The sequence below is a fragment of the Curtobacterium sp. Csp2 genome (assembly GCF_013347165.1).
On sequence record NZ_CP054593.1, the window covers coordinates 1,004,403 to 1,016,875 of the forward strand.

The window sequence follows — 12,473 nt, forward strand, 5'->3', positions numbered from 1 at the left end:
CGCTGTTCCTCGCCGCGATCGCCCCGACCGTCGCCCTCGCCGCCGTGCCGGCGCTCGTCGTGCTCGTCGTCCCCGGGGTCATCACCGGCCAGCCGGCCTCGCCCGTGCTCGTCGTTCTGGTCGGCATCGCGTTCCTCGGCCTGCTGTGGCTGTCGGTCCGGCCGGTGCAACGCGCGTTCCCCGCCGCGGTGGTCGGGGCGATCGGACTCGTCGTGGCCGTCGGGCTCCCCGTCGTCGTGCCGCTCAACGCGAGCTGGCTGTCGGGGGTCACCGGGGCGCTGCAGTCGCCGATCCAGCCCGGTCGCCCGGGCACCCTGCTGCAGCTCGGCCAGGACCTGCGCCAGCCGAACGAGCTCGAGGTGCTGCAGTACCGCTCGGCGGACGGGCGGCCGGAGTACCTCAAGCTCGCCGACCTGGACGAGTTCGGCTCCGGGGACTGGGTCCCGACCGTCACGGACGCCAGCACCTCGGACACCGCCGACCAGCAGCAGTTCGCGGTCGGGGTCAACCCGCGCCTGGCGAACCGGGGGGACGTGACCATCCGGGTGACCGGGCTGTCGAGCAACTACCTGCCGGTGCCGTCGGGTGCGGTGTCGGTGCAGTCCCGGTCGACGAACCTGGACCTGGCGAACTGGCGCTGGATGGGCGACTCGAACACCATCCGGTCGACGGGGCCGACGACCCAGCGGGGATCGACGTACGAGGTCTACGGCGCCTCGACCTCGTCGGGGGAGTACCTCGACGCGATCGCGTCCTCGGGGCTGCTCGGTCGCGCCGACGGTCGCGGGTTCCAGGCGCCGAGTCGCGCCCAGCTCCGCACCGACCTGTCGCTGCCGGACGACCTGCCGAAGGACATCGCGTCGACCGCCCGCCGCGTGGCCGGTGGTGCGACGACCGACTACGAGGAGGCCCGGGCGCTCGAGCAGTGGTTCCGGAGCGACCTGTTCACGTACTCCGAGACCGCGCCCGTCGAGCAGGGCTACGACGGCGACAACATGCGCGTGATCGACACGTTCCTGCGCGTCCGCGAGGGCTACTGCGTGCACTTCGCCTCGTCGATGGCGGTGATGGCCCGGACGCTCGGGATCCCCTCGCGCATCGCGGTCGGCTACCGGGCGAACCCGCAGCAGACCGACGACGGCGAGTACACGGTCACCAACCGGCAGCTGCACTCGTGGCCGGAGCTGTACATCCGCGGTGCCGGCTGGGTCTCGTTCGAGCCGACCCCGGACTCCGACGCCGCCGCGCAGCCGTCCACCGAGTCCTCGGTGACGCCGGCCCCGGCCGACCCGCAGACCCCGCTGCCCGCACCCGGCGAGACCGCCCCGGCAGAGGCGTCACCGACCCCCACGCCCTCGGCGTCCGCCGCCCCCGGTGCCGCGGCGCCCGGCAGCAGCACCGGCGCGGGCGCCCTCGGGCTCGCGGTCGGGGTGGCCCTCGCGCTCGTCCTGCTCGCCTCGCCCTCGGTCGTCCGGGCGGTCCGGCGCCGCCGTCGGCTCGCCGCGGTCCGCAGCGGTCGGTCGCCGGCGGTGCAGGCCTGGCGCGAGGTCCTCGACGACGTCGCCGACCACGGGCTCGCACCCGGCGCGGCGCCCCCGGACGACGCCGCGGCGGCCGCACGGACCGCCCGGGCGGTGCTCGGTCGGCTCTCGGGTCGCCTGCCCGTCACGGTGCTGCCGCACCTGACCACGGTGGTCGACGCGGTCGACGTCGAGCGGTTCGCCGCCGACGGTGCGGCTGCGGTGGACCGGGACGCGCTGCTCCGGGCCGTCCTAGAGGCACGGGTCGCCCTGGACGCATCGGTGTCCCGTGGGCGGGTGGTCCGGTCGCGACTGCTGCCGCCGAGCCTGCTGCCGTCGTCGGCCTGGTCGCACGAGGGCCGGCGGCGCCGGCCGGCGTAGCGCGCGGCCGCGCGCGCGCCGCGCCGCGCGCGGTCCGCACAATGGGAAGCACGCCGCGCCACGTGATCACGTGGCGCGGCGTGCTTCCCNTTGTGCGCAGGCACGCCACACCGCGCGGCCGGGCGCCGCGCGCGCCGCGCCGCGCGCCTCAGCGCGGGCGCACCACCGCGTCCACCACGGCCGCGATGACGTCGCCCGGGTCAACCCCGGGCAACGCCGGCGCGTCGAACACGATCCCCACGTTCGCCCCGACGAGCAGCGTCGCGAAGTCCTCGAGCCGCATCCCGGGCGAGACCTTCGGGTGCGCCCCGAACCACTCCTGCACGAGCTCGAGCACCCCGTCCTGGAGCGCCCGTCGCTGACGCACGAACTCGGGCAGGAACGCCTCGTGCCGCATCGCGTAGCCCCGGAACTCGGACAGCAGGGCGAACTGCGCGGTCTGGTCGTGCCGCCCGAACGCGGCGCGCAGGACGTCGCCGATGTCCTCCGCCGCCAGGTCCGGCCCGACGAGCTCCCGCAGGGACGCGAGCACCAGGTTCGTCTGGCGCTGCATGACCTCGGCGACCAGGTCCTGCTTCGACGCGAAGTTCGAGTAGACGGCCCCCTTGCTGAACCCGGCGCGGGCGGCGACGGTGTCGAGCCGGCTCCCGTGCAGTCCGGACTCGGCGAACTCCTGCGCGGCCGCGACGAGCAGGCGCTCCCGGACCTCGGCTCGCGGGGTCCTCGGTGTGGGGGCGTCGTCTTCGCGCATCTGGTACTGGTCCCTGATCGTGGCGGTCCGGCACGACGTGCCGCGTACGGCGGGCGGACGTGCCGATCCCCGCACGGTGCTGCCGTGCGGTCCGTCGGAGCCTGCCGCGCCGCGCGTCGGTTCCCCGCGCGGCACGTGGCCGGCCCCGACCTCCTGTCGTCGACGGACGAACCGGCACGTTCGGGTCGTGTCGGTGCCTCGATCGGCGGGTGGTCGCCGGGGTCGATACCCGGCGGTACCGATGCTAGCGCCAGGGTCCGTCGTGGCCCAGTCTCAGTCGTCGGTGTGCGGTTCGTGGTCAGTCCGGACGCTGCCGGTGTCCGACCGGACGCTCCCGACGCCGGACCGTCGACCGGGTCGGCGGAGCAGGCGGACGGCGTCCGGGCGGAGTCGGCGGCCGCGCTGGAGCAGCGCGCCGAGGGTCGACTTCGGCTGCCAGTCGCGGCCGTTCGGCAGCCCCCAACCACGCTTGACGGCGCCGTAGCGCAGGCCGAGCGACAGCACGATGGCCGCGATGATCCCGATGGTGGGGGAGCCGAGGTACGACGCGACGACCATCACGGCCGAGGCGGCGACCGCGACCGTGGCGTAGAGCGCGTTGCCGCCGAAGACCGCGGGCACACGGCGGAGCAGCAGGTCGCGCATGGCCCCGCCCCCGACCGCGGTGATGGTCCCCATGATGATCGCGGCGGGCCAGCCGAGCCCGGCGTCGAAGGTCCGCTGCACCCCGACCACCGACCAGAACCCGATCACGGCGGCGTCCAGGACGGTGAACACCCGGTCCCAGGTGAGCTCGGAGAACGACACGAAGAAGGCGATGAGCGCGCCGGCGATCGCGACCGGCACGTAGAGCGGGTCGACGAGCGCGACCGGGGGGCCGTTCTGCAGCAGGGTGTCGCGGAGCATGCCGCCGCCCAGGCCGGAGACGAACCCGACGACCAGGAACCCGAACAGGTCGAAGTCCATCGTCCGGGCGAGCGATCCACCGAGCAGCGCGGACGCGAGCACGCCGGCGAGGTCGAGCACGTTCGTGACTAACGCCAGGCCCTCGGGGGACAGCAGGTTCATGAGAACAATCAAACCCCACGTCACGGAAGTGGCGGTGCGAGGTCGGGTTAGGTTAGCCTCACCTTCGCCATGATCGCCACCCTCGTCATCGGCCTCCGCGAAGGCCTCGAAGCGACGCTCATCGTCGGCATCATCGCCGCGTTCCTGCGTCGCAACCGCGCTCCGCTCACCCCGATGTGGATCGGCGTCGGCGCCGCGGTCGCCCTGAGCATCGCCGTCGGCTTCGGGCTGCAGCTCGTCGAGCAGGCCCTGCCGCAGGCCGAGCAGGAGGGCATGGAGACCGTCATCGGTGCCGTGGCGGTGGTGTTCGTCACGGGCATGATCGTGTGGATGCGGACCCACGCCCGCACGCTCTCGAAGGACCTCGTCGCCAGCGCGACCGCCGCCCTCGGCCGCGGCACCGCCTGGGCCCTCGCCGGCATGGCGTTCCTCGCGGTCCTCAAGGAGGGCTTCGAGACCTCGGTCTTCCTGCTCGCCACCTTCCAGGCGTCCGCGGACACGGGCTCCGCCGCCCTCGGCGCCGTGATCGGCATCGCCGTGGCCGTGCTCATCGGGTACGGGATCTACACCGGCGGCGTGAAGCTCGATCTCGGCCGCTTCTTCACGGGCACCGGCGTCTTCCTGGTCTTCGTCGCCGGCGGACTCGTCCTGACCGCCCTCCGCCACGCGCACGAGGCCGGCTGGCTCGTGATCGGTCAGCAGCGCACCGTCGACCTCGGCTGGCTCGCCCCGAACGGCTCGCTCCGCGGTGCGCTCGTCACGGGCGTGCTCGGCATCCCCGCCGACCCCCGGGTCGTCGAGGTCCTCGGCTGGGTGCTCTACGTCGTCCCGGTCCTCGCGATCTCGCTCTGGCCGCGCGTCTGGCGGCCGTCGCCGCAGCGCGTCCCGCGGGTGCGCGCCGTCCTCGCCGCCGCCTTCGCCGCGACGGCCGTCGTGCTCGCGGTCGCCGTCCCGTCCGGCAGCGGCGCGGACCTGCCCCGCACGGTCGCCGTGTCCGGCGACGCGCGCTCCGTCACGGCGTCCGTCGACGGGGACAGCGCGGTCCTGCGGGTGGCCGGCGGCGGCCGGGAGGCTCGGATCACCCTGCCCGCGTCGGCCCACCGCCGCGTCGCCCGGGCGGGCACGACCGCCGACCAGTGGCAGGTCACCGAGGACGTCCCGTCCGCCGACCGGCCGACCTCGCTGACCCTCGACCAGCTCGTGGGGCTGTTCGGTCGCGTCCCGGTCGGCGTGTCCCCGTCGACGAACCCCGGCCCGTTCACGGCGGACTGGACCGTCCGGGACACGGTGACCCTGACGACCGTCGACGGCGGCGTGCTCGAGGCGACCCGCTCGGAACGCGACGTGCTCACGCTGCGCGGTGGGGGCCTCCCGGCCGCTCGGACGACCACGCTGGGACGCGACGTCTGGGCCGTCCCGACCGCCGACGCGGACCGTGCGGCAACCGCCGTCGCCGCCGCGCAGACGCGCGCCGCCGAGCTCCGACTCTGGAACGCCTGGCTGCCCCTCGTGCTGCTCGTCGCGGCGGCCGCCCAGGCCGCGCTCGCGGTCCGCGACCGGCGCCGCGTCTCCGTCCCCACGACCACCACCCCCGGAACCGACCCGTCGCGCGGACCGCCCGCCGACGTCCCTGCAAGGAGCCTCGACCATGCCGTTCGGTAGTGCCGCCCGCCCCCTGGCCGCCCGACCCCTGATCGCCCTCGGTGCCCTCGGCGCCGTCGCCGCCCTCACCCTGACCGCCTGCTCCGCCGGCACCCCCGCCGACGACGCGTCGTCCGGGTCGGGGAAGGTCTCCCGCGTCACCATCACCCTGACGAACGACGGCTCCGACGCCTGCGCCGTGTCGACCACGAAGGTCCCCGCAGGGCCCGTCACCTTCCGGGTGCAGAACGAGTCGTCGACCGCGATCACCGAGGTCGAACTGCTGCAGGACCAGCGGATCCTCGGCGAGAAGGAGAACCTCGCGCCCGGGCTCGCCCCGGTGACGTTCACCGCCACGCTGACCGGCGGCAGCTACCAGGTCTACTGCCCCGGTGCGACGAAGGAGCTCACCGACTTCACCGTCACGGGGAAGGCGGCCTCGACCGCGAACAGCAGCGCCGCGACCCTGCTCGCCGACGGAGCGACCGGCTACGCGACCTACGTCGACGGCCAGGTCGACGACATGGTGAGCGCCGTGCAGCAGCTGCAGAAGGACGTCGACGCCGGCGACCTCGACGCCGCGAAGCGGGACTACGCCGCCGCCCGCCCGTTCTACGAGCACATCGAGAGCGACGTCGACGGGTTCGTCAAGCAGGGCTTCTCGGCCACGGACAACAAGGGCAACCTCGACTACCTGGTCGACATGCGCCAGTCGAACCTCGACGACGCCGTCGGCTGGAGCGGGTTCCACGCGGTCGAGAAGGACCTGTTCCAGGCCGGTGCGATCACCGCGACGACGAAGCAGACCGCGGCCGACCTGACGAGCAACGTGCAGCTCCTCGCGAAGCTCGTGCCGACGCTCGAGTACAAGCCCGAGGACCTGGCGAACGGCGCCGCCGGGCTCCTCGAGGAGGTCCAGTCGAACAAGATCACCGGGGAAGAGGAGGCGTACAGCCACATCGACCTCGTCGACCTGGCCGCGAACGTCGAGGGCGCCCGGCAGGCCTTCGCGTACCTCAAGCCCGGCCTGACCAAGGTCGACCCGGCCCTGACGGAGCAGATCGCCGCGCAGTTCGACGCGACGAACACGATGATGGACGGCTTCCGCGACGCGAACGCCCTCGGCGGGTTCAGCACGTGGGACGACGCCGCGAAGGCGAAGGACGCGAACCGCATCTCGCAGCAGGTCCAGGCGCTCCAGGACCCGCTGTCCCGCCTGGCCGAGAAGGTCGCGACAGCGTGACCGCGTCCCGCTTCTCCCGTCGCGGACTGCTCGGCGCCGGGCTCGCCGCAGCCGGTGCCGGGGTCGGTGCGGTCGCCGGCGTCGCCGGGGCCACGGCCGCGACCGGCGTCGACCCCTTCGCGGCGGCCGCGAACGCCGACGAGTCGATCGACCTGTCGCAGCAGGTGCCGTTCTACGCGACGGCCGCGCGGCAGCCCCAGGGCGGGATCCGCACGACCCCGCAGCGGCACTGCGTGTTCATGGTGTTCGACCTCACCGCCTCGACCGCGACCGAGCTGCAGGTGCTCCTCGCCCGCTGGTCCGCGGCGATCGCGCAGCTGCAGGCCGGCCGGACGATCGGCAGCGTCGAGCCGGCCCACGGCGAGGGCGTCGGCGCGGACACCGGCGAGGCGCTCGACCTCGGCCCCGCGTCCCTGACCGTGACGGTGGGCCTCGGCCCCGGGGTCTTCGACGAGCGCTTCGGCCTCGCCGCGAAGCGTCCGGCGCACCTGGCGGCGATCCCGACCCTGCCGAGCGACGCGCTCGAGGACGGCCTGACCGGCGGCGACCTGTCGCTGCAGGCCTGCGCCGACGACCCGCAGGTGGCGTACCACGCCGTCCGCGACCTCGCGCGGATGGCGCGGGGCACCGCGACCGTGCGGTGGACGGTGATCGGCTTCGGCCGCGCGTCCGCGGGTCCCTCGCAGTCGACGCCGCGCAACTTGATGGGCTTCAAGGACGGCACGCGGAACGTCACCTCGGACCAGGAGTACGAGCGCTTCGTGTGGCTCGACTCCGACGCCGGGTGGATGGCCGGCGGCACCTACCAGGTGGTCCGGAAGATCCGGATGAACCTGGAGACGTGGGACGCCGACGTCGTCAGCGACCAGCAGCGAGTGTTCGGCCGCACCAAGGTCGAGGGTGCGCCGCTGTCCGGCGGCAGCGAGCACACCACGCCGGACTTCCACGCGGCCGCGCACGGCGCCGACGCGGACGGTGCGACGGCGATCGACCCGCGCTCGCACATCGCCCTCGCCGCGCACGAGGCAAACGGGGGCGTGAAGATCCTGCGCCGCGGGTACAACTACACGGACGGGCTGAACCAGTACGGCCAGCTCGACGCCGGGTTGCTCTTCGCGGCGTACATGACGGACCCCGACCACTTCACCCGGTTGCAGCGGAAGCTCGGCGCGTCCGACCGGCTGAACGAGTACGTGTCGCACATCGGGTCCGGGGTGTTCGCCGTGCCGCCGGCGCCGCGGAAGGGCTCGTACATCGGGGAGCAGCTGTTCCGCTGAACCCCGGTGGTCGATGGTGGGTGCCCTCCGCCGTTTCCCTGGAGACGGAGAGCACCCGCGCCGCGGAGTCCGCGGACGGAACCACCGTCCGGCCCTGGGGGCGACCCGGCGCGGCGCATCGCTGTGCGACAGGCTGAGCGTACCCCTCCTCGCGGTTGTTGCGCGGGCCGTCACGGAAGTCGGACGGGCCGCCGCCCCTCGTTCGCCGGACGGCGGACGGGCCGTCTCACCTGGGTGAGACGGCCCGTCCTCGGATCCAGCCGGGAGGCGCGGTGTCAGTCGGTCTCGACCGTCGCGCCGCGCAGGGCCCGGTTCCGACGCACGAGCACCATCGTCACCAGCCCGGCGAGGAGCAGGGCACCGGCCGCGATGCCCGCAGGCAGGAGCTCGGCGCCGGTCCAGGCGAGGGCGCCCGTGCCGGGGCGCTGCGCTCCGTCCGCGACGCCGTTGCCCGTGCCCGTTCCGTTGCCGCCGCCGATCGAGCCGCCGCCCGTGCCGGGTGCGCTCGGGTCACCGGTGCCCGGCGTGCCGGGGTCGGTGGGATCGGTCGGGTCGGTCGGGTCGACGGCGGCCTCGATCGGCACGGTCACCGCGAGGGTGATCGTCTGGCCGTTCGGCAGCGTCACGACGAGGGGCTCGTCGGTGGTCGCGGCCGGGGCGACCGCGCGGAGCGCCGTGCCCGTCGCCGCCGCACGGGCGGTCGGCTGGTCGCCGCCGACCCCGGGCACCGTGAAGGTCAGCGTGGCGCGGCCCTGCTCGTCGGTGGTGTCCACGACCGACGTGTCGATCGGCGACGAGGCCAGCTCCTGGCCGCCGGCGCTCACCGACACCGAACCGGCCTGGTCCGCCGCGTTGCTGAAGGTCAGCGACGACAGGTCGATCCGGACCTCGTCGCCGGGGCCGAAGCCGCCCTCGGGAGCGTCGCTGACACGGACGCCGACGGCGCGCTGGTCCTCCTGCACCGCGACCGACGGGTTCGCCTCGAAGTACTCGACCTGGGCTTCGAGGTCGACCATGCCGCTGTCCTGCTTGGCCGCGGCCTGCTTGAACGCGGCGAAGTTGTCGCCGCCGGTCGCCAGGAAGGAGTTCACGGTCACCTTGTACGTGCGGTCCGCGTCGACCGGAGCGCCGTCGAGGGTCATCGAGGTGATGCGGGACCCGGCGTCCGCGAGCGGGTCGTAGGTGTACGAGAACCCGGAGGACGTGCCGAGCTTGAGGAACGGACGGCTCGCGCTCGCGGGCTGCCACTGCTGCTCGAGCGCCTGGCGGACCTGGTCACCGGTGAGGTCGAGCACGACGAGCGTGTTCGCGAACGGCTGGACGACCGCTGCCTCCTTGTAGGTCACCGGGCCGGACGCGATGTCCGCACGGAGCCCGCCCGGGTTCATGAACGCGATCTGGGCGCCCTGGCGCTGCGTCTGCGAGCGCTGGACCTCGGCCACGAAGTTGCCGAGCGTGGACTCGCCGCCGCGGTTCTCGGAGCCGTTCGACTGCACGGCGCGCTTGAGGTCGCGGTCGACGGCACCGAGCTCGACGGCACCGAGCCGGTCCGCCTCGGCGACCGCGGTGTCCACCGTGGCCTGGACCGCGGCGTCCTTCGGGAAGGTGCTGCCGGCGAGCCGGATGTTCTCGTTCTTCGTCGGGGTCACGGTGCCGTCCGCGGCGACCGTGAGCTGCACGTGCCCGAGGTTGAACCCGTACGAGCCGGTCTGGATCACCGGACGGGGGACCGTGCCGCCCTTCGGGACCACCGAGTACGTGTAGGTCTGGTGCGTGTGCGCCGAGAGGATCGCGGACACCTTCGGGGTGACCCCGTAGACCGCGCGGGCGAAGTCGGACCCGCCGTCGGCGGTGACCGGCGTGGGGGACTCCGCACCGTCGTGCACGAGCAGCACGAGCACGTCGGCCTCGCCGTTGCCCTCGTCGCCGTCGGTGAGCTGCGCGGCGACCTTGTTCACCTCGGTGGTGATGTCGCCCATCTCGAGGCCCGCGATGCCGTCGGGGCTGACGAGCCCTTGTCCGACCAGGTCGACGGTCGCGCCGATGAACCCGACGCGCTTGCCGCTGATCTCCTGGATCGCGTAGGGGTCGAACGCGGGCTTGCCCGTCGCCGAGTCGAGGATGTTCGCGGAGACGTAGTCCCACTTCGCGTTGCGGGCACCGTCGGCCCCGATCACGCGGTCTCGCAGGTCGGTCTGTCCACGGTCGAGCTCGTGGTTGCCGATCGCGCTCACCGTCAGGTCCATCTGGTTGAGCACGTCGATCGTCGGCTGGTCCTCCTGGATGAAGGACTCGAACGTCGATCCGCCGATGTTGTCACCGGAGCTGACGAAGGCGGAGGTCGACGGGTCGCTGCCACGGAGCTGTTCGAGCGCACCGGCGAGGACGGCGGCACCGGCGGCGTCGCCGTCGCGCGGCGGCGAGGAGAGCGACTGGGCGATGCGCCCGTGGAAGTCGTTCACGTTGTAGAGGTCGATCGTCGCGTCGCCCTCGGCGGCGAGGGCGGCGGACGGGACGGACAGCGCCACGAGGACGCCGGCGGTCGCGAGCGCCGCTCCGGCGGCGGCGCGACGCGTTCGGGTGTGGGAGGTGGTGTTCATCGGCGACGAACCTAGGAGAACCCACAGGGGACGCGCCAGGGGTTGCCGCGATGTGTCACGAGGTGTTCACATCGGCAACACGTGACGGGCGTCCCCGCCCGGCGGTCAGTCCCGGCCGAACGCGCCCTTCACCCGCTCGACGGCCTCGGCCGCCATGGCCTTCGCCGAGTCCTTGACCACCCCGAGCTCGGCCGGGTCGCCCTTGAGCAGGCTCTTCGCGGTGTTGATCGCGTACTCCGCGGTGATGTGCGGCGGCAGGGGCGGCACGTTGCGGCTGACGTACGCGTCGATGAGCGTGACGCCGGGGTTCGCGAAGGCCCGCTCCACCGCCGCCTCGACCTCGTCGTCCCGGTGCACCGCGATGCCCGTGAAGCCGAGCAGCTGCGCGTACCCGGCGTAGTCCATGGTCTCGACGTCCTGCGAGCCGGACCACATCGGGTTGCCGTCCTCGGTGCGCATCTCCCACGAGACCTGGCCGAGGTCGTCGTTGTGCATGACGACGATGACGAGCTGCTGGTCCGGCCACTGCGCCATGTACTTCTTGACGGTGATGAGCTCGTTCATGCCGAGCATCTGGAACGCGCCGTCGCCGATCGTGCACACCGCCGGGGCGTCCGGGAAGGCGAACTTCGCGGTCACGGCGTACGGCATCGCCGCGAGCATCGTCGCGAGGCGTCCGGACATGTCGCCGTGCATGCCGCGTCGCAGACGGATGTGGTGGCCGTACCAGTCCGCGGTGGTCCCGGCGTCGCAGGTGACGGTGACACGCTCGGGCAGGCGTTCGTTGACGGCGCGGATGACCCGGCGCGGGTTGACACCGTCGTCGTAGTGCACCTCGGCCTGGCGGTCCATCTCCGCCTCCCACTCGCGCATCTCACCGGCGAGCTTGTCCTGCCACGCGGTGTCCTGCTTGTCGTGCAGGAGCGGGAGCACCGCCTCGAGCGTCGCGCCGACGTCGCCCCACAGGTTGAGCTCGGTCGGGTAGCGCAGCCCCATCTGCTCCGGCTTGATGTCCACCTGCACGCCGCGGGCCTGGCCGCTCGCCGGCAGGTACTCGCCGTACGGGTAGTTCGAGCCGAGGAGCACGATCGTGTCGCACTCCTTGATCTGCGTGAGGCTCGGGCGTGACCCCAGCAGGCCGACCTGCTGCGTGTGGTACGGCACGTCGGAGGGGACGACGTCCTTGCCGCGCAGGGCCGTGATGATCCCGGCGCCGGTCTTCTCGGCGGCGGCGAGCACCAGGTCGGTCGCACCGCGGGCACCGGCACCGACGAGGAACGTGACGCGTTCACCGGCGTTCAGGATCTCGGCGAACCGCGCGATCTCGTCCTGCGGCGGGGTGATCCGGATCGACGGGGCGACGTCGCTCGACCGGGACACCCAGTGCTCGACGGCGGGGGCCTCGTACGCCATGGCCTGGACGTCGTGGGGGAGGACCACCACGGCGGGCTGCTTGCGGAGCATCGCGGTGCGGAAGGCGGTGTCGACGACGACCCCGACCGCGTCCGGCGTCGCGACGGTCTCGACGTAGCAGGCGACGTCGGCGAACACGCGCTCGAGGTTCGACTCCTGCTGGGTGAACGACCCGATCGACGCCAGGCCCTGCTGGCCGACGATCGCGACGACGGGTTGGTTGTCCATCTGCGCGTCGTACAGGCCGTTGAGCAGGTGGAACGCCCCGGGGCTCGACGTCGCGACGCAGACGCCGACCTCGCCGGTGAACTTCGCGTGCGCGGTCGCCATGAGCGCCGCGATCTCCTCGTGCGTCGGGCGGACGTACTCGAGCGCCCGCTCGCTGCCGTCGGCCTTCCCGAGCGCGCCGTCGAACGCCCCGATGCCGTCCCCGGGGTACCCGAACACGCGGGAGACCCCCCACGCCTTGATGCGGTCGATGACGAAGTCGCTCACGGTCTGGCCCATGCGCTCCACCGTGCTCGCCGCTTCCTGTACGCGCTCAGGACTCTGGCACTCGCGAAACGCAACGTGGGCGAT

The 12,473-nt window shown here is 73.2% G+C and carries 8 protein-coding genes; 4 read left to right on the forward strand and 4 right to left on the reverse strand.

Going from position 1 to position 12,473, the window contains the following annotated elements:
• Positions 1–1,901 (forward strand): transglutaminase family protein (locus tag HUN59_RS05015; RefSeq protein ID WP_217483621.1); only part of this gene is annotated, 1,901 nt, incomplete at its 5' end.
• Between the two features lie 148 nt (positions 1,902–2,049).
• On the opposite strand, the gene HUN59_RS05020 is transcribed toward HUN59_RS05015, so the two are convergent.
• Positions 2,050–2,652, reverse strand: a complete 603-nt coding sequence (locus HUN59_RS05020; protein ID WP_174777700.1) for a TetR/AcrR family transcriptional regulator — start codon at positions 2,650–2,652, stop codon at positions 2,050–2,052.
• A gap of 273 nt (positions 2,653–2,925) precedes the next feature.
• The gene (locus tag HUN59_RS05025) at positions 2,926–3,720 is read right to left on the reverse strand and encodes a trimeric intracellular cation channel family protein (RefSeq protein ID WP_174777701.1); all 795 of its coding nucleotides are present in this window, start codon (positions 3,718–3,720) and stop codon (positions 2,926–2,928) included.
• A gap of 69 nt (positions 3,721–3,789) precedes the next feature.
• Between HUN59_RS05025 and efeU the strand changes: the two genes are divergently transcribed.
• From efeU to HUN59_RS05040, 3 genes are read left to right on the forward strand one after another with little or no spacing between them, the layout of a single operon-like run.
• The gene (gene efeU, locus HUN59_RS05030; RefSeq protein WP_174777702.1) at positions 3,790–5,382 is read left to right on the forward strand and encodes an iron uptake transporter permease EfeU; all 1,593 of its coding nucleotides are present in this window, start codon (positions 3,790–3,792) and stop codon (positions 5,380–5,382) included.
• On the forward strand, positions 5,369–6,604 hold the full coding sequence (gene efeO / locus HUN59_RS05035; protein ID WP_174777703.1) for an iron uptake system protein EfeO: 1,236 nt from the start codon (positions 5,369–5,371) through the stop codon (positions 6,602–6,604). Before efeU ends, efeO begins: the two co-directional genes overlap by 14 nt.
• A complete protein-coding gene (locus HUN59_RS05040) occupies positions 6,601–7,881 on the forward strand; it encodes a Dyp-type peroxidase (protein WP_114850476.1) in 1,281 nt (426 codons plus the stop codon). The genes efeO and HUN59_RS05040 overlap by 4 nt, the downstream gene beginning before the upstream one ends.
• A gap of 275 nt (positions 7,882–8,156) precedes the next feature.
• On the opposite strand, the gene HUN59_RS05045 is transcribed toward HUN59_RS05040, so the two are convergent.
• Positions 8,157–10,481, reverse strand: a complete 2,325-nt coding sequence (locus HUN59_RS05045; protein WP_174777704.1) for a bifunctional metallophosphatase/5'-nucleotidase — start codon at positions 10,479–10,481, stop codon at positions 8,157–8,159.
• Between the two features lie 105 nt (positions 10,482–10,586).
• The gene (locus HUN59_RS05050) at positions 10,587–12,401 is read right to left on the reverse strand and encodes a thiamine pyrophosphate-requiring protein (protein ID WP_174777705.1); all 1,815 of its coding nucleotides are present in this window, start codon (positions 12,399–12,401) and stop codon (positions 10,587–10,589) included.
• Positions 12,402–12,473: the final 72 nt, after the last annotated feature.